The sequence below is a fragment of the Tenacibaculum sp. MAR_2009_124 genome (assembly GCF_900105455.1).
In the GTDB taxonomy this organism is placed as follows: domain Bacteria; phylum Bacteroidota; class Bacteroidia; order Flavobacteriales; family Flavobacteriaceae; genus Polaribacter.
The window spans coordinates 620,790-638,704 of sequence record NZ_FNSF01000005.1; the positions used below are offsets into that span (position 1 = coordinate 620,790).

At 31.4% G+C, this 17,915-nt stretch carries 23 protein-coding genes; 7 read left to right on the plus strand and 16 right to left on the minus strand.

What is annotated here, in order from left to right; translation table 11 throughout:
• Positions 1-123 precede the first annotated feature (123 nt).
• The 3 genes from BLW23_RS13375 to BLW23_RS13385 all read right to left on the minus strand — a co-directional run bounded on the left by BLW23_RS13375 (position 124) and on the right by BLW23_RS13385 (position 3,210).
• The gene (locus BLW23_RS13375; protein WP_093670647.1) at positions 124-1,332 is read right to left on the minus strand and encodes a T9SS type A sorting domain-containing protein; all 1,209 of its coding nucleotides are present in this window, start codon (positions 1,330-1,332) and stop codon (positions 124-126) included.
• A gap of 131 nt (positions 1,333-1,463) precedes the next feature.
• Positions 1,464-2,150, minus strand: coding sequence for a LysE family translocator (locus BLW23_RS13380; protein WP_093670649.1), 687 nt, complete (start codon positions 2,148-2,150; stop codon positions 1,464-1,466).
• 16 nt (positions 2,151-2,166) lie between these two features.
• On the minus strand, positions 2,167-3,210 hold the full coding sequence (locus BLW23_RS13385) for a ferredoxin--NADP reductase (protein WP_093670651.1): 1,044 nt from the start codon (positions 3,208-3,210) through the stop codon (positions 2,167-2,169).
• Positions 3,211-3,331: 121 nt separating this feature from the next.
• On the opposite strand from BLW23_RS13385, the gene BLW23_RS13390 reads away from it, so the two are divergent.
• From BLW23_RS13390 to BLW23_RS13405, 4 genes are read left to right on the plus strand one after another with little or no spacing between them, the layout of a single operon-like run.
• Entirely contained in the window at positions 3,332-3,670 is a 339-nt protein-coding gene (locus tag BLW23_RS13390) for a PadR family transcriptional regulator (RefSeq protein WP_093670653.1), read from the plus strand.
• A gap of 11 nt (positions 3,671-3,681) precedes the next feature.
• Positions 3,682-4,326 (plus strand): hypothetical protein, encoded by a 645-nt coding sequence (locus BLW23_RS13395; protein ID WP_093670655.1) that lies wholly within the window; start codon positions 3,682-3,684, stop codon positions 4,324-4,326.
• On the plus strand, positions 4,323-4,991 hold the full coding sequence (locus tag BLW23_RS13400) for a hypothetical protein (protein ID WP_143032175.1): 669 nt from the start codon (positions 4,323-4,325) through the stop codon (positions 4,989-4,991). Before BLW23_RS13395 ends, BLW23_RS13400 begins: the two co-directional genes overlap by 4 nt.
• 5 nt (positions 4,992-4,996) lie before the next feature.
• On the plus strand, positions 4,997-5,701 hold the full coding sequence (locus tag BLW23_RS13405; RefSeq protein ID WP_093670659.1) for a hypothetical protein: 705 nt from the start codon (positions 4,997-4,999) through the stop codon (positions 5,699-5,701).
• On the opposite strand, the gene rsmI is transcribed toward BLW23_RS13405, so the two are convergent.
• Positions 5,694-6,371 carry a 16S rRNA (cytidine(1402)-2'-O)-methyltransferase gene (gene rsmI / locus BLW23_RS13410; RefSeq protein WP_093670661.1) on the minus strand — a complete coding sequence of 226 codons (678 nt, stop codon included), beginning with the start codon at positions 6,369-6,371 and terminating at the stop codon, positions 5,694-5,696. The genes BLW23_RS13405 and rsmI overlap by 8 nt on opposite strands.
• Before the next feature lie 76 nt (positions 6,372-6,447).
• Between rsmI and BLW23_RS13415 the strand changes: the two genes are divergently transcribed.
• Positions 6,448-8,217, plus strand: a complete 1,770-nt coding sequence (locus BLW23_RS13415; protein WP_093670663.1) for a 1-deoxy-D-xylulose-5-phosphate synthase — start codon at positions 6,448-6,450, stop codon at positions 8,215-8,217.
• Positions 8,218-8,248: 31 nt separating this feature from the next.
• Here BLW23_RS13415 and BLW23_RS13420 read toward each other — a convergent pair whose 3' ends face one another.
• The 5 genes from BLW23_RS13420 to BLW23_RS13440 form a co-directional block, all read right to left on the minus strand.
• Positions 8,249-9,235 carry an SPFH domain-containing protein gene (locus tag BLW23_RS13420; RefSeq protein WP_093670665.1) on the minus strand — a complete coding sequence of 329 codons (987 nt, stop codon included), beginning with the start codon at positions 9,233-9,235 and terminating at the stop codon, positions 8,249-8,251.
• A gap of 168 nt (positions 9,236-9,403) precedes the next feature.
• Positions 9,404-10,006, minus strand: coding sequence for a hypothetical protein (locus BLW23_RS13425; protein ID WP_093670667.1), 603 nt, complete (start codon positions 10,004-10,006; stop codon positions 9,404-9,406).
• Positions 10,007-10,044: 38 nt separating this feature from the next.
• Positions 10,045-10,896 (minus strand): hypothetical protein, encoded by an 852-nt coding sequence (locus BLW23_RS13430; protein ID WP_093670669.1) that lies wholly within the window; start codon positions 10,894-10,896, stop codon positions 10,045-10,047.
• Positions 10,896-11,099 carry a hypothetical protein gene (locus BLW23_RS13435; RefSeq protein ID WP_143032176.1) on the minus strand — a complete coding sequence of 68 codons (204 nt, stop codon included), beginning with the start codon at positions 11,097-11,099 and terminating at the stop codon, positions 10,896-10,898. The genes BLW23_RS13430 and BLW23_RS13435 overlap by 1 nt, the downstream gene beginning before the upstream one ends.
• 3 nt (positions 11,100-11,102) lie before the next feature.
• Positions 11,103-11,306: a hypothetical protein gene (locus tag BLW23_RS13440; protein WP_093670673.1), complete on the minus strand. Its 204-nt coding sequence runs from the start codon at positions 11,304-11,306 to the stop codon at positions 11,103-11,105.
• Positions 11,307-11,754: 448 nt separating this feature from the next.
• Between BLW23_RS13440 and BLW23_RS13445 the strand changes: the two genes are divergently transcribed.
• Positions 11,755-12,480 carry an alpha/beta hydrolase gene (locus BLW23_RS13445; protein WP_255362795.1) on the plus strand — a complete coding sequence of 242 codons (726 nt, stop codon included), beginning with the start codon at positions 11,755-11,757 and terminating at the stop codon, positions 12,478-12,480.
• Between the two features lie 53 nt (positions 12,481-12,533).
• Here BLW23_RS13445 and BLW23_RS13450 read toward each other — a convergent pair whose 3' ends face one another.
• The 3 genes from BLW23_RS13450 to BLW23_RS13460 form a co-directional block, all read right to left on the minus strand.
• The gene (locus BLW23_RS13450) at positions 12,534-13,184 is read right to left on the minus strand and encodes a DUF2306 domain-containing protein (protein WP_093670677.1); all 651 of its coding nucleotides are present in this window, start codon (positions 13,182-13,184) and stop codon (positions 12,534-12,536) included.
• A gap of 96 nt (positions 13,185-13,280) precedes the next feature.
• Positions 13,281-13,634, minus strand: coding sequence for a hypothetical protein (locus BLW23_RS13455; protein WP_093670679.1), 354 nt, complete (start codon positions 13,632-13,634; stop codon positions 13,281-13,283).
• Between the two features lie 82 nt (positions 13,635-13,716).
• Positions 13,717-14,061, minus strand: a complete 345-nt coding sequence (locus BLW23_RS13460; protein WP_093670681.1) for a winged helix-turn-helix transcriptional regulator — start codon at positions 14,059-14,061, stop codon at positions 13,717-13,719.
• A gap of 101 nt (positions 14,062-14,162) precedes the next feature.
• Between BLW23_RS13460 and BLW23_RS13465 the strand changes: the two genes are divergently transcribed.
• Positions 14,163-14,900, plus strand: coding sequence for an SDR family oxidoreductase (locus BLW23_RS13465; RefSeq protein WP_093670683.1), 738 nt, complete (start codon positions 14,163-14,165; stop codon positions 14,898-14,900).
• A gap of 94 nt (positions 14,901-14,994) precedes the next feature.
• On the opposite strand, the gene BLW23_RS13470 is transcribed toward BLW23_RS13465, so the two are convergent.
• From BLW23_RS13470 to BLW23_RS13485, 4 genes are all read right to left on the minus strand, one after another.
• The gene (locus BLW23_RS13470) at positions 14,995-15,627 is read right to left on the minus strand and encodes a hypothetical protein (protein ID WP_143032177.1); all 633 of its coding nucleotides are present in this window, start codon (positions 15,625-15,627) and stop codon (positions 14,995-14,997) included.
• A gap of 255 nt (positions 15,628-15,882) precedes the next feature.
• On the minus strand, positions 15,883-16,230 hold the full coding sequence (locus BLW23_RS13475) for a hypothetical protein (RefSeq protein ID WP_093670687.1): 348 nt from the start codon (positions 16,228-16,230) through the stop codon (positions 15,883-15,885).
• Positions 16,231-16,404: 174 nt separating this feature from the next.
• Positions 16,405-16,743 (minus strand): P-loop nucleotide/nucleoside kinase family protein, encoded by a 339-nt coding sequence (locus BLW23_RS13480; RefSeq protein ID WP_176829828.1) that lies wholly within the window; start codon positions 16,741-16,743, stop codon positions 16,405-16,407.
• A 593-nt stretch (positions 16,744-17,336) separates the two neighbouring features.
• The gene (locus BLW23_RS13485; RefSeq protein ID WP_143032178.1) at positions 17,337-17,858 is read right to left on the minus strand and encodes a hypothetical protein; all 522 of its coding nucleotides are present in this window, start codon (positions 17,856-17,858) and stop codon (positions 17,337-17,339) included.
• Positions 17,859-17,915: the final 57 nt, after the last annotated feature.

The following is a 17,915-nucleotide window of genomic DNA, read 5'->3' on the forward strand; positions in this document are numbered from 1 at the left end:
AACCGAACAATTCCTATCATTACGTTAAAATTTCAATTTTAACTGTTAATGTTTTTAACCCTAAATTTAGGCATAAAAAAAGCCCCTGATATTTCAGAGGCTTACTTAAATTAAACTAACAAGTTAGCTCTTAAATATTTTTTTGACAGCTACTTTTTTGTCAGTACCAGTAATTTTCACAATATAAACACCTTCCGATATATGAGACATATCAATTAACATATCCTTTGTATTAAGAATTTCTTGCCCAGTAATATTAAAGATTGCACAACTCTCAAAAGTTGAATAATCTTCCACTTCAATTGATAGTAGATCTTTTACCGGGTTAGGAGTTATTTGAATATCATTGCTAAATGATAAATCATACACAGAAGCCGTTGCACATTGCACATTAAAAGTAACCGAATCGTCGACATTCCAGTCAGAACGATTGTTTACTAATCCCAAATTACCTACTTGAATACAAGTTAAATTCGGATTGTTATATGCTCTCAATTGTGTTAATTTAATATTATTACCATTCTTTAAGTTTAGAGAATGTAACTCCGTTCCATGACAGGTTAGTCGCTCTAAGTTTATATTCGCCGATAAATCTAAATCACGTACTTTAGTTCTGGCACAATACAACACCTTTAAAGCTGTATTATTACTTAAATCTAACTCACTTATAGCATTGTTTCCACAAGAAAAAACAGAAAGGTTGCGGTTATTTAAGGTATTAATTAAATCTAGTTCATTTTGACCGCAGGCAAGTGTTATAAGATTGGTATTATGAGAAATATCTAAGCTTCGCAATCTGTTAGAAGAACAAGACAAAATTCTTAGCTCCAAATTCTTACTCAAATCTAAGTTCGTCAATTTATTTTGTCGAATCCATAGGTGATTAAGCATAACATTATTCGTTACATCGATAGACGATAAGTCGTTATCGTATATCATCAAATAATTTAATTTGGTATTTCGAGTTACATCAATAGAACTAATGCTCGTTCTGTTACATGATAAAGACCTTAATTCTAAATTATTAGTAACGTCTAAGCTCGTCAAATTGTTTCTTCCACACCTTAACCATGTTAGCTTGGTGTTTTGCGATACATCCAAAGATGTTAATGAGTTTTTTGAACAGTCTAATTCTTTCAAGTTTATAAAAGCTTCAATACCTTTTAAATCCTGAATACCTAAACTATGACAATTAATTTTTCCAGAAAATGCATTTGCTTCTGAAACTTGAATTTCGTTATCATTGTTCGTATTTATTGCTTCGTTTCCGATTAAATAGTTCTTAAAACTTGTATCAGGAACGTTTACAATACTGTTAGATTGTCCTGCCACTATGTTTAAATATAGCAGCAAATTTAGTAGTAAAAAATTGGTTTTCAATGTAGTAATCTTAAGGGGTTTGAGGACCCAAAACTACTTCTTAAGAAGATTTAAAAACCACTTAAAGTGTTAAAATTTTAGAGTTATTTGTTAAAGTTTTCTATCTGAACTTTATCTATAATAGTATCCATTTTTTCTTTCGGAATAAATCCTTTTAACATGAAAAATGCACCAAAAACAATCAATAAAACTCCCATACCTCTTTTTATTCTATAGATAACTAGTGGAGTTAATTTACTCTTTAATTTTTTTGCTAGGAGAATTTTCATCAAATCGGCAAAAGCATATCCAAAAATTACGATTACGAAATACCAAAAAATAGAAACAGGATTCATATTTAACGTAGGTCCAACAACTACCATAATACCAAGCCATCCCGCTAACACACCAATATTGATAAAGTTTAGTAAAAACCCGTTTAAAAATAATTTGAAGTAATTATTCGCCTTGGGAACCTCAACTTGATCGTGATCAACTTCTTTTTTATTACTCTTATCTAAATATGTTATTATACCATACACGATAAGAATAAGCCCCCCAATTAAAAATAATCGAGGGTCATCCTTTATTTTTTCTAATAGATTTCTACTGCCATAATAGGCGATCATTATAAAACTTACATCGCCCAAAATAACGCCAATATCAAAAACTATTGCTGCTCTGGCACCTTTAAGGATACTTGTTTTTAAAAGCATAAAAAACACTGGCCCTATCATGAAAGCCATAAAGACACCTACAAAAAAAGCGTTTTTAAAAGTATAAAAATCCATTTACTATTTTTTTTATCTAAACCTCATCATAATCAACTGAAATTTGCTCAGTTGTTGGATGTGCAACACAAGTGAGTACTAATCCTTCTTCCAACTCATCATCAGTTAAAATAGAATTTTTAGTCATTATTGCCTTTCCTTTAGTAACCTTAGCGATACAACTACTACAAACTCCACCCTGACATGAGTATGGAACATCTAATTTATTACGTAATCCAGCAGCCAAAATTGTATCTGATTGCTTCATTGTAAAGGTTGTTTCCTCATCATCAACCAAAACTGTTATTTCAGTTTCTCCTTCCTTTACCTGACTTGTATTTTCTTCAGAAGTAGACGCAGTAAACAATTCATAATTAACAGCATCTTTACTTAAACCGTTTTCTAGTAATGTTTCCGAAGCAATCGTTATCATTTCTTCAGGACCACATAAAAATGCCTGATTAAACTGAATTCCCTTGTAAGTATTTTTAATAAAATAATTCACATGCCCTTTATCTATTCTGCCAAATAGAGCATTATCATCACGTTCTCTACTAAATACATAATGTACCTTTAAACGCTCAGCGTATTTATTGCTTAAATCATTTAACTCATTATAAAAAATAGTATCTACTTTACTTTTATTTCCATATACCAAAGTAAAATTTGCACTTGAATCCTCTAAAGTAGCTTTCACCATAGAAAGAACAGGTGTAATTCCACTTCCTGCGGCAATTCCAATATAATTCTTTCCAGTTTCAGGCTCTAAAATAAACTTCCCTTCTGGCTCAGATACTTCTAGCTGATCTCCATTATTTAATTGGGTAGTTGCATACGTTGAAAATTTTCCGTTTTCAACAGCCTTAACCGCTACTTTTAATTCTCCACTACTTGGCGATGAACAAATTGAATATGCCCTTCTTACATCTTCTCCATTAATTTCCTTCTTTAAGGTTACATATTGACCTGCTTCAAATGAAAACTTATCCTTCAATTCTTGAGGAATGTCAAATACAATAGAAACGGCATCTGCTGTTTCCTTAATAACTTCTTTAATAAGTAGTTTATAGAATTTTGCCATGGTATTAGTTATATTCCGCAAAAGTAGTGAACAAATAATGAATTTTTCAAGTAAAATAATACCTAAGAATTTTATACATAAGAAAATTATGTATATATTTGAAAAGTAAATTAAATATGAAATGGGAAACCAAAAATTGTATAAAGGTTCTTTACAGACCATTATTTTGAGGTTGCTTGCTCAAAAAGATAAGATGTACGGCTATGAAATCTCGCAAAAGGTTAAGGAATTAACCAAGGGAGAATTGCTGATTACGGAAGGCGCTTTGTATCCTGCTTTGCACAAATTGGAGGCTGAAGGACATTTAGAAGTTGAAGTTGCAAAAGTAGGAAACAGGCTGCGCAAATATTATAAGCTTACCGAGCGGGGTTCCAAAGAAACTGTTAATAGACTTTCTCAAATGCAGGATTTTATACAAACAATGCAACAATTGGTAAATCCTAAATTAAGTCTTGATTAAAAAACGCAGCTATGGAATTGACAACACTTCAAACACAAAAAATTGAAAATTATTTAGATAACAAAGGAATTTATTATGTTGATATTAGAATTGAAATCTTAGATCATTTAGTTACTGATATTGAGTTTCAATTGAAAAACGACGTTTCTTTTGAAAAAGCTTTTTCTGAATCAACAATGAAATGGAACTCTTCATTAGTCGATACTTCAAGTTATCATATTGGATATGTTTACTCCAAACCCAAATTTGTAATTGAAAAGTTGAAAACACTTATTAAATGGCATAACTTCAAAATTATGGGAGTTTTAACACTGTTTATTATGATCAGACCATTCATAAGGCCAACACCGTTAATAAGTGCGGAATTGATAAACAAAACTTTAGGTTATCTTATTTATTTTCAATCATTACTTTTATTAATTGGTTATGCTATTATCTTAAAAAGTAAAATAAAAACCAGCTATCGATTTATTTATCAATCACAGATTCTTGGCTACTTATTTATACCATTAGTCTTTACTATCTCGCCAGCTGCAAAAAACGGAAATCTAGATGCAGCTATATTTATGTTCTTTTCTATGAGCATCTTTGTTTTTATTCTCGGAATAAAAGTTTTTAGAAAACATTTAGAATTTGTTAAAATGAATATTGCATGATGGAATTGACCAAACTTCAAATACAGCAAATCAATAATTTTTTGGAAGCCATTGGAGTTGAATACGTCGATATACGCTTTGAAATGGTGGATCATATTGCCAGTGAAATAGAAGGTACCGTGCCAGATTTAGATACTTTTTTTAAGAATAATCGACTTCAGACTCCTTTTTTAAAATACATGCTGAGTAAAAAGAACGCCTACAAAAAGAAATACGATCGTATTGTAAAAAGAAAACTATGGTCAGAATCCTTAGTTATTTTAAAGGATATAGGTATCCAAGCTCTGAAGCCTTGGAATATGCTCATAATTTCTTTAGCTGTGGTAATTAATTACTTTGTAAGTTCTCTTGAAACTAATTATGCTCTCATTTTTCCAGTAACGGCTTTGTTGGCATATTACAGTTACAACTATTTAGTAACTAAAAACTTTAAAAAGCGTTACGGTAAATTAAAAATTGTTCACTCTTATTCATTTGTAAGCAGTACAATTGCTTTTATATTATATCAGTTTTACATTCCTTTTCAGAGAAAGCCTATAGAAACTACTTGGAATGCCAATTTCTATTACACACTATTGCTATGTTTTTTTGTCATTTTTATTGTTGGAAGTAGTTTTATTTCAAGAATGGAAAGCATTGAAAACAAATACAAACAATTAATTTAATCGCTATGGAATTAACCAATCAACAAATTGATCAACTATACGAATTCACAAGGAAACACTATGTTGAACATTATGATTTACGAACAGAATTAGTTGATCATCTTGCCAACGACATTGAGAATATTAGGAAAGAGGATAAAAACTTATCTTTTAAAAAGGCTTTGGACATATCATTTAAAAAGTTCGGAGTTTTTGGATTCATGAATATAGTAGAGCAAAAACAAAATCAATTAACTAAAAAGTATGTTAACATACTTATAAACTTCACAAAACAATGGTTTCAACTACCTAAAATTATACTTACCATTGCAGGAATCTTTATTTTTTATAAGATTCAGGAATTCAAAAATTCTTATAACATCTATTTCGGCTCACTATTTTTTCTACTTATTATTCAATCTATTATGATGATTGTAAACAAGCAAAAACTGAAAAAGAAGCACAAAATAAGTGGTAAGAAATGGATGCTTGAAGAGATACTTCAAGTACAAGGAGTCGTTAACTTTTCTTTTTTATTATTAAACCTTTCTCAATTTTTTTCCATTGGTAGCAAAAATTTTGTTCACACCTCTGAGCCAATAAGAGTGCTACTTGCATTTTTTATGGTTGCGGCAATCATTCTTACCTTTATAGCCTTGTATCTTATTCCAAAAAAATCTGAAGAGCTATTAAAAAAGCACTATCCTGAATATGAACTAGAACTTACTTAACTTTCTTACCATCAACAATTATAACAATCTCACCTTTAGCGGGCTTCTCAGTATAATATGATAGAATTTCTTTTACATTTCCTCGTTTGGTTTCTTCAAATAATTTCGTCAGTTCTCTAGATACAGAAACCTCTCGGTCTTCACCAAAGTATTCCGCAAAATGACCTAAGGTTTTTAGGAGTTTATGAGGACTTTCGTAAAATATCATCGTTCTTGTTTCATCCGCCAAAAACTTCAATCTGGTTTGTCTTCCCTTTTTTACAGGTAAAAAACCTTCGAAAACAAATTTATCATTTGGTAATCCAGAATTCACTAAAGCAGGAACAAAAGCAGTTGCTCCAGGTAAACATTCGATATCAATATTATTTTGAATACAAGCACGAGACAGTAAAAAACCAGGATCTGAAATTGCAGGGGTTCCCGCATCTGAAATCAGAGCAAAAGTTTCTCCACTTTGTAAACGTTTTACAACAGTATTTACCGTTTTATGCTCATTGTGCATATGATGTGATTGCATATGTGTAGATATTTCAAAATGCTTTAATAGCTTACCGCTAGTACGAGTATCTTCCGCTAAAATAACATCTACTTCTTTCAGAACTTTTATCGCTCTGAACGTTATGTCCTCTAAATTCCCAATAGGCGTTGGAACTATAAATAATTTGCTCATAGGGCAAAACTACAAAGTTTTATGCTTTCATTTAGTAAATATTGATCTCATCATTGCTTTTTGTACTTTTGCATCCATGTCACAAAAACTGTTAGAGACCATTAACTATCCGTCAGATTTACGGGAACTATCAATAACTGACTTACCTATAGTTGCTAAAGAACTTCGTGAATTCATTATCGATGTAGTAGCTACCAAAGAAGGTCACTTAGGAGCAAGTTTAGGAGTTATTGAACTCACTATTGCCCTGCATTATTGTTTTAACACTCCAGAAGATTTATTGGTTTGGGATGTTGGACACCAAGCTTATGGTCATAAAATTTTAACAGGACGAAAAAACATTTTTGATACTAACCGTCAACTCGGAGGGATTTCTGGTTTTCCAAAAAGAACTGAAAGTAGTTATGATACTTTTGGTGTTGGGCATTCTTCGACTTCGATTTCAGCAGCCCTAGGAATGGCCATTGCATCAAAACTTCAAGGCAAGAATAAACATCATATCGCAGTAATTGGAGATGCTTCTATAGCCAGTGGAATGGCTTTCGAGGCTCTTAATCATGCTGGTGATACAAACACCAATTTGTTGGTCATTTTAAATGATAATGCCATCGGTATTGATCCTTCTGTTGGAGCTTTAAAAGATTATTTAACAAGAATTAAATCTTCCAGAAACGATATTGAGCAGCATAATATCTTCGAAGCTTTAAATTTTGACTATTCTGGCCCCATTGATGGACATAATTTTGATGAGTTATTGCGTGAACTAGAACGCTTAAAAACAGTTAAAGGCCCTAAGTTTTTGCATGTAATAACAACGAAAGGAAAAGGCTTACGTCAGGCGGAAGAAAATCAAGTGAAATATCATGCTCCAGGAAAGTTTGATAAGGTGTCTGGTGATGTGCTTCCGAAAGCAAAAAGTAATTATACAAAATTCCAAGATGTTTTTGGGAAAACTGTTGTTGAACTTGCTAGGCAAAATAAGAGGATTGTTGGCATCACTCCCGCAATGTTAACAGGGAGTTCATTAAAGTTTATGCTTGATGAATTTCCAGAAAGAACTTTTGATGTAGGAATTGCAGAACAGCATGCTGTCACTTTAGCTGCAGGAATGGTTGCTGAAGGATTAATTCCATATTGTAATATCTACTCTACCTTTTTACAACGTGCCTATGATCAAGTAATTCACGATGTGGCATTACAGAATTTACCAGTAATTTTTTGTTTGGATCGTGCTGGTTTGGTTGGTCAAGATGGAGCTACACATCATGGTGCTTTTGATATTGCTTACTTAAGATGTATTCCAAACCTTATCGTTTTCGCTCCACGAAATGAAATTGAGCTTCGAAACATTTTATATACTGCTCAACTCGGTATACAAAATCCGATTGCTATTCGCTATCCAAGAGGAAAAGGAAAATTAGAAAACTGGCAACTTCCTTTCCAAAAGATTGAAATTGGAAAAGGAGTGGTTTTAAAAGAAGGTAAGGATTTAGCTATACTGTCTGTTGGAACAATGGCTAATAATGTAACAGAAGCTTTAAATTTAGTTAAAGACAGCAGTACTATTGCACATTACGATCTTCGTTTTGTCGAACCATTAGATCAAGAACTAATTTTAAGTGTTCTCAACAAATTTGATCAAATAATTACAATTGAAGATGGGACAGTTAATGGTGGATTTGGTTCTGTTATCTCTGAATTTGCTCATAAGCAAAAATATAAAGGTGATATCCATATTCTCGGAATACCACATGAATTTATACACCACGGAACCACAGATGAACTTCAAAAACAATGTGGAATTGATATTAACTCACTCGTATCACTCTTCGAAAACCACCTCTAGTGAACTTTAAGTTTGATCTTAAAGAATGCCATTACATACTATCTAAAATAGCTTTCTTTTTTTCAGCATATTCCTGTTCATTTATGAGTTCCATTTCAAAAAGTTCCTTTAACTCTTTTAACTTCTCCACAGGTGATGTTAATTGATTAGAGTTTTCTTTTGTTTGATTCATTATTTCGTTTGCCATCAACCCTGCATTTGTTGCCATTATAAGCCCCGAACCTCCAGCTTGATTATTTGCAGCATCTCTCATTGCTTGAAGCTGTTGATGTTCTGTATAATTTATGCCTGCTATTTCGGCTGCTTTTACCTCAGCTTGTACATCTGAAATTTTCGCTATCCTGTCTAAAGTATCTTGATCAAATCGAGTCCCTTCAATTCTAAAGTCTAATACTTCAAACCCTAAGTTATCAAAAATTAGACTTGTCTTATCTCTAGTTTCTTTGGCAATAGTATTTAAGTTACTATCGATGTCAACATAAGAAAATTTAGCATTTGCTAAATAGTCCGTCATGGGTTGCAACATACGAGACAAAAATACTTCCTTCAAATCATGATGGTAGTATCTCTCCTGCCCTGCAATCACATTTTCAAAAAACCATTGAGGCTTATTAATTCTTATACTATAATTTCCAAAAGCAGACAGCAAAATTGGAAAAGTATATACAGGGTCTTTGTACGCAATAGGAGAACGAGTACCCCAGCGCATATTTAAAACATCAGCCTTTCTATAAAACCATAACTCTAGTACATGTTCACTTTTATCCTTTAGAGATAAAAAATTCTTAATTGAGGTAATAAATGGTTTATTTCCTGTTTTTAAATCATAAATACCCTCTTCATTAATATGCCCTTCTATTTTACCTTCATAGGTTATAATACATCCTTGTCCTGGCTGAATAATAAGCTTGGATGCGTTTTTTACTTCCTCTCCATCTTCCGTTATTTTAATGAATAATTCATCTGGTTGGGGGTCGTTCCACTGAATTACCGATTTGAATTGAGCTTTAAATTCCATTGTTTATTGCACTTGTTTTATAAGTAAACGAAGGCGATACCAATAAAATCGAATCATTCTCTTACCGAAGTTTAGCATACCATTTAACCAAATACTCCATAAGGTAGTAAAAGAATTCATCTATTCTTTTTATTGATATCACCCCAAATCAAATTACTATGTCATTAATTAAAAGTCAATATCTTCACTTATATCTGTAACTTGCCCTTTATACTTTTCTGAATAATACTCATCCCACCTAGCCTCAAGCTCATCGTGTAAATTAAATACTCGAACGCGCTCCTGCTGTGCTTCACTCAGTGGAGCATCATTAATAAACTCTTCCGATGTTTGCTGATCCACATCCATTACTTTTTCTTTGTAGTAAGCAGACCAATGCATAGCCAATTGAGAGTATTCGGTTAAAGAAATATCAAACTCTTTTTCCATATCAATGGTAATACCAACTTTGTCGGCATGTTCCATATATTTAGCCATTTTAATGGTATCAGACCATTCAGGATACTTTGCTAAGACCTTTTCAGGACCTTCTGCTCCTCCTTCTACATTCGCAAACTTACCTTGTTTCGGATTTGTAAAAACCTGACCATAGAAAGCTAAATCATCATGAGATAATTCTGCCATTTTATTGTTCCATCCATTCATTGTTGCTTCCCATACTGGTAACTCAATTCCTAGTACCTCACATACCTTTTCTGTGGGCATTCCTGCTGCTATATTTGCACATGCGCATGCATAATCTTTAAATGTTACCCCATTAATTGCTTCCATATCTATAATTTTCTATTTAATAATTTAGTCTCTTCTTCTTAAAGATCAAACTCCCTTTTTCGTTCTTCATAAACATGTTTCATTTTCACTTCTACATCATGTTTAAATGTTTCTTTATATTCCGGTAAAAGTTGATAGCGCTCTTCCATATATCTTTCCCAATAAGTACGTTCTTTTTGCTCTCTTCGTTTAAATGCAACCAACAACTCAGATTTATCTTCATGGTCAGCTTTTGAGGGCATTTTTTTATAATTTCTTACTTCATTTTGTAATGCATCCCACTCAGCAATTACCGTATACCTAACAATGTTGTCTACCACCCATCGTATTTGAGCAATTTTATCGCTTGGTATAAATGTGTTCACAGTATTACAATAACTACAACTTACATAATGAGACCTAAAAATGTCTTTTTTAACTTCCAGCTCAGCACCGCATTGTGTGCAATTAAAGTTTTCGTTTAAAAATGTAATGGCATGATCATAAAATCGTTTGGATATTTTTCCTTCAAGAACAATTTGATACCGTTCTATTCTTGAATAAATTGACTCGTTTAAAATAGTTCCCTTTTGTGCCTCGTCAATTGCATCCCATTCCTCTATGTAATTTAACATTTGTGGCTTTACTTTTTTTTCAAAAGTGTTTTCCACTTTATCTCCCAATCCCATTAATTGCGATTTTATACCCGACCAAGCATTAAGTGTAGGATTAATATCATAATTGCTGTCAACAAGACTTTCTAAAAGTGCTTCCTCAGCATGAATCAAAGATTCCTGAAATCGAGTTTCAATTTTAGACAAAAACTCATCCCACTTTTCAACAAGAATTAAATAATCGGGATGATCTAGCTTGTTTTTTTCGTCTTTTTTCTTTCTAAAAAAATTCAGCATTATACATCCGTTTTTACTTCTTCATCTATGTCCATAAACCTAAATCCGCAATAATCACATGTAGTAAGGTTTGTATCTTTAGGTCTGGCCGCTCCACAACCTTCACAGGTTCTTGTATCCGTCCTAGAATCCTCGCGGCTTTCAGTCCAAACCTTTTTCGTTTTATTGGCGTTATCAGTTATTTTTTTAAAAGGATTTGCCATCAATTATTGCATTTCCTCTTCTTTTTCATCCTTACCTCCGATAAACCAGAGAATGGCTCCGAGAACAATAATTCCAATTTTAATACCCCAAGCCGAGGTTTCTCCCCAAGCATAAATCCACATTAATACCCTTGGCACCATATTAACAAAGTTTAAAACAATGGCGAAAATTCCTAAAAAAACTAAAGTTGATCCTATTTTCTTCATGATACTATTTTTAATAGTTGTTCACCAAAAATGAAAATTATCATTAAGAACTAGAAATCAAGCTATTATTTGTAAGCATAGTTTTATTATTTGTTAATAACCAGTATTTTAACATCTATGTAATCTAATACGATTTACAAGTAAATATTTCACATATGAACAGCTTCTTTTTACATTCTAATGCGTTAAAAAAAGAAACCGTAGCTAAGGCTATGCCTTGTTTTTTGCCTTTTCTAATGAAAAAATAACTCAATTAATTTATACGAAATTTTTAATCACAAATCGTATAACACCAGTTGAACTATCTATTTAATTAGTAATTTACGTTCACCAAACCAGTAAAACACTTGAAATGTTAAAATTGAAATTGATCTTTCTTTTTTTTATCTGCCATTGCTTTAGCATTCTAGCCTCGCAAGTAGAAACTTTGAAAATAGTAAGTAAGGCAATGAATAAAACTATTAAAAACACTATAATTATCCCTGATACATACGCTGAGCAGAAGGAAGGATTCTCTGTTCTTTACCTTTTACATGGAGCTCAAGGGAATCATTTAGATTGGTTATCAAAAGTTCCAAAAATCAAAGAATATTCAGATACTCATAATATAATTATCGTTTGTCCAGATGGAGGTTTGACCAGTTGGTATTTTGATAGTCCTATTGATGAAAGTATGAAATACGAAACCTATATTTCATCAGAACTTATTGAAACAATCGATAAGAAGTATAACACCAATGCACAAAAAAAACATAGAGCCATTACCGGCTTAAGTATGGGTGGTCATGGTGCGTTGTATTTAGCACTGAAACATCAAGACATATGGGGAGCGGCAGGAAGTATGAGCGGCGGTGTTGATATTCGACCTTTTCCAAATGATTGGGACATTCGCAAAAGATTGGGTTTATATGAAGAGAATAAAAATATATGGGACGAGCATACTATAGCCGGTTTAACGCATTTATTAAAGAATAGTTCTATGAAACTTATAATTGATTGTGGTTACGATGATTTTTTCTTTGAGGTAAATAAGCAACTTCACGATAAACTATGCCAAAATAATATAGAACACGATTATATTGAACGACCAGGTAAACATAACTGGGAATATTGGGCAAATGCTATTCAATATCAGTTATTGTTTTTTAATGACTTTTTTAACGGAAATCAATAGGAGAAATATGCTTCCTTTACTTTTTTAGCTATTATTCCCCAAACCACTCTAAATTAATTCTGAATTTTGATGACAGTCTTTGTTTTATTCAATTTTCTCATCCAATATGCAATTATAAAACTTCCTATAATCCCTGGAACAAACCAACCATAAAAGCTTGGGAAAAAATTATTCACTACTACAAATGCAGTTGTCGCTGAAATATAACCTCCAATCATTTTTCCTAAATGTAATTTCAGCCATCCTTTTTTCAGACGTTCAGGGTTTTTAAACAATATCAAATCTCTTACCGAAAACATTATTCCTACAATTGCAAAAACAGTAAGAATTATATTTAAACTATCTGTTAATAAAACAGGTAGTATAATCATTAAAACTCCCGTAATAATCATAATAATTGAGATAAACTTATCAATTATCAAATCTGTTTTTTTGCGTTTAAAGTTCAACGCTCTATTTCCGGTTAATACGAAGTAAAGACTAAAGATTCCAACGGCAAACAAAAACGGACTTTCATGTTTTGGTAAAACAGCAACAATCATTGCAGATAAGCCACATAAAATCATTGAATAGTAAAAAACGAGTCCTGATTTCTTATGTATAACCCCTCCTTTTTTAGCAACCATAGATATAAGACCACCGATCAATGCTATTCCACCGAAACTTGCATGAATAACTATTAGAATTTGTATCGCTTTTTCCATTTTAGATGTATTTAACGGTTTAAAATTCTAATATTAAATTCATTTGGACTCTTTTAATTGACCTAACTGTCATTTTTAAGTGATGAGTTGTTTTTTCTAATCCCAAAAATGAAGATAGTATTTTGAAAACTTATTGAGACCTTCCTGAATCTTTCCTTCGTCGTATTCAAACTTCTCATTAAACTGAAATTTATAGCTCAATATTTGATTAAAAGTATTAATCATCTCGTTAAGTTCTTTATTCCAATTTATCTTCATTTCAATTTCATCTTTATCCGAATAATACTCCTTTCTGTCCCCATCTTCCAAAACCCATACCGGTAACGAATAACCATTTTTGTTGTAGTTCTCCTGATAGTTTTTAAGCCGTTCTAGAATAAATTCTGCCATTTCATATTTCGTCTCGTACCAAGACCATTTATCACCTGTACCTTCCTTTCTTTTACTCATATTAGCGCTTTACACAGTTTTATCTATGGTTAATTACATAGTTTCACAATAAAGTTTACACTTCTTAATAGCTTGTGTTGTTTTATTTCAGATTCATATTACTCCATTCCATTATATTAGTCAAATTCTCCTTTAACGATTTACCTTTTTCAGTTAATCTGTATTCAACTTTAGGTGGAATTACTGGATAAGATTTTCTGTGTATTATTTTTAATTTTTCCAAGTCTTTTAACTGCTGTGACAACATTTTTTGACTAATTCCATCAATGGCTTTATCCAATTCATTAAATCGCATAACTTCGTTTAAGAGTAAAAGCCAAATAATAACAGGTTTCCATTTCCCTCCAATTTGCTCCATAAATATAGTTATTGGACATTCTTTAGCTTGTTGGTATTTTTTTTCAGTTTTTTTTCTCTCTGTTTTCATCTAAAACGTATTTTTCCGACCAATTAGTTAGTTACTTACTAAAAAGTTAGTACTTGTTCAGTGTAAAGTTATTTGCCAAATTTGCAAAAAAAAGGATTAAAATGAGTACTAAAACAATAGTAATTACTGGAGGAACAACAGGAATCGGTTTTTCTTGTGCGGAATATCTTTTGGGTTTAAATTATCAAGTAATAATAACAGGAAAAACTAAAGATAATTTAGATAGTGCAGTTTCTAAATTAGGAAATAATTCCGTTGGGATTTTGTCCGACACGTCGTCTTTAAACGATATTGATAATTTAGTATCACAAGTTAAAAGCCGCTTTGGAAAAATTGATGGTTTATTTATAAATGCAGGTATTTTTAAAGCTTCTAATTTTGAACAAACCTCTGAAGAATTGTTCGATCAAACAATGAATATCAATTTTAAAGGAGCTTTTTTCACGATTCAAAAGTTTATTCCAATTTTAAAAAACCCATCAAGTGTTGTTTTAAATACTTCAATTGTAGTTTTCAAAGCATTTGCAGATACAAGTGTTTATACTGCAAGTAAAGCGGCACTGGAAAGTTTGTCTAAAGTTTTAAATATTGAACTTGCCGATAAAGGAATTAGAGTAAATATAGTTAGTCCAGGTGTTACTGAAAGTCCAATTCAAAAAAAGTCAGGAATGAGTGATGACGCTATTGATAATCTTTTAAAACACTTTTCGAGCACTTCACCTATTGGCAGAATTATTCAACCAACTGATATTGCTCCAATAGTTGAATTTTTGCTTTCGGACAAGTCGCAAGTTTTGAGAAATGAAAAAATTATTGTTGATGGTGGAACCACACTTTAATAAATGCTTAAAAGTAGTTTTTAATATGTCTTGATAAGAGTTAACAGCTTATTGATATGTAACTAATTTTGTTATACTTTACTTCAAGTTGTAGTTATTCGTTTTCTTCGATGAACTTTAGCATTATCTGGTCATTATTGCAGTATGCCTTTTCATAAGAATTAATCTCTTTTAACTCAAAATAGAAAGCTGAAGTTAATAGCCTATTCTTAATATTTATTAAGTTTAATATAAATATCATAGGGGAAATCTTTGCTTCACTGTCTAATCTATTAGTTATAAATAAACTTGAATACACGTTCTCATGAACTTTTCTACTATCTATATAGGCCATTTGTTCAGAATTGAAGTATTCAATTAATTTAGCATCATTCAAAGCATCAATCCTACTTATTTTATTTATAGGCCAACTTTTATATGAATTATTAAATATTTTCTCTAAGTCCTGCTTCTCTTTTAAAGATATTGTTTTTTCAGGCTTAAAAAATATAGCGAAATTATCAAGATCTTTTTGATTAATATTGTTTAGCTCAATATTCGATTCCAAATATACACCTATAATATCTCTATCAAGAATGTTTGTTTTTTTTAATTTGTCTTTCACTTTAGTATTAGAATAACACTCAAACCATGCTTTTAATTTTGGAAAAATAATGTTTAACTCTTTTTCTTTTGATAAAAAGATTTTACCATCTCTATTACTTTTACATCCAATTATAAAAATCATAAAAGTAGAAACAAGTAAAAAAATAATATTCTTAAATTCCATAGTCAGTTTTAATTACGGCTAATTTTCGTCTACAAAGACATTGCATGTTTTAGTACTAAAGTTAGCGAATTTAATTCCAATACTTATCTTTCAATACTTTAATCAATAAGCTCAGATAGAGTGGTCATCTCCTTCGACAATAACTTCTCAATTTTGTTTGTCATTTATTTCAGATAAATAAACTTCAGTCATTTTAAAATTCTCGATTAGTTTTTACCATAAATGAGGTTTTGTAAAATAAAGCCAACCACACCATAGAGTCCAAAAACAGCTAAATAAAGACCCGATTAAGAAAAATATCATTCGGAACCTTTTGATTCCAATTTTATTTTTGAAATAATACCAATCAAACAATTCTAATAGAGTTCCAACTGAATAAAAAACATTTGCTCCGATTCCCCAAATCACAATTCCGATTATATCGTCTATAGTCCAAAAAAAATCTGTTCTTGAAATCCCATCATAAATTGCAAAAAAACCGAAAAGTCCAACAGCTACATTGTAAATCCATCTTTTAGATTCCCACCATTTAATGTTTGTTTTTAGTTCTTCTATTGTCATTTTCTCAAATTAACCACTAGACCATGATTAGCTAGAAATTTAAAATTACTGAATTTCCGAGTAAGAACTTAATCATACTTTTTATTTTGTCATATTTTACCTGCTTAACAGATGATAATAATGATATTAGTAATGCCGAAGGGCCTATTACTTCTTGTTTATTAAGTATCAGGTTTATTCTTTGGGGTTTGTATCTATTACTATTGCATTTGTTAACTCACTTTCCGTTGGTTTATGAAATTCTCCTTCCATAAAATCAAGTATTACATCACATTTTCGATCAGAAATACTTTTTGCTAATTCCCATATTTGTTTTTCGCATCGTTCGACTCTCTCCATTATCCATTTTAGACTCATCGATTTAGGTAGATCATCTCCATACAATCTCCACATCCAGTCATCTATCGACAAGTGTATTCCTTGAACTTCATCCGTTAATTTCTTCGAATATGTTGATTTTCCAACCCCTTGAGGTCCAAAAACAATATGTATTTTACCCATTCTTTTTTTCATTCTATAGTTCTTCGTCTTGCTTGCATTTAACATTTTAAATTTACATACTCATCAAGCCTGCTTGAGATGTAAAAATCTAAATAACTACTCCAAGCCCATTCAAAATAAATAATTGAGATTCAACCTTATTCTTAAAGTAACAAATCATTAATCCTAAAAAACAAAAACAAGGATTAAGTGCATAAATTGCTTATCATAAAATAAGGGTAATATCAGTTTTACTAAGGCTTTGTTTTCGATTTAAACACTCACCCGAGCAGTAATCGTAAAAAGAAGGAATCTTACAGAAGTCAGAAATACAATGAAGAGAGCCATTTGTCCTATATCAAAAGTGACTTCAGTAATTATTCCAATTATTACGGTCCTGGCCGATGCTTTATTTATCTTTACCGCATTTCCAAGTCTTTTTATTAACACCAATACCTTTTCATATACTTCCTACTTATCAACAACTTATATTAAGCATTGTTTGAAATTACAAATGATCAGAATATCGAAAATATCTAAATTTTATGTGAATGGATGTCTTTCATATAAGCAAAAAAGAGAGTTGAAAAATCAACTCTCTTTTATAAATCACAAATATAATTTCATTAATATTTTACGCTGAAAGACGCCTCAGTAAAATTAAAGTCCGCCTCAACTGTCTCATTTCCGTTATCATATTGGCAATGAGTAAGCCTTCCTGAAAAATCACCAGAAATCGTACTTCCATCGTTAGATGTTGTAACCAAAACAATGTTACTAGGAGTATTAACACAATCCCATGCAGAAACCCAAGGGCTATAAACATAGCGTTGCCCTGCAGCTTCATATAGTATCTCTGCTAAAGAACCAGTACCTACTTTATCTTTCAAAATTGAAACAGTAATAACCTCATTAGTAGCACCGTCAACAGTTCCTGTTAATTTAATAGCACCTCCCAAATCTTTGTATACATGGTAATCATTCTCCCCAACAACAACTTGGTTGAAAATTACTTCCCTACCGTTAATTGTCATTTTAATTTCGTTCTTAAAAGACGAGTCTGGATTTGTTTCCTCATCATTACCTGAGCATGATGAAAATACGATAATACTTAAAAGTAAAAATGTTTTGAATAATACTTTTTTCATAGTTTGCATATTTAAATTTCGGCAAACATATGTTATAAAAAATAAAAAGAGGAATGC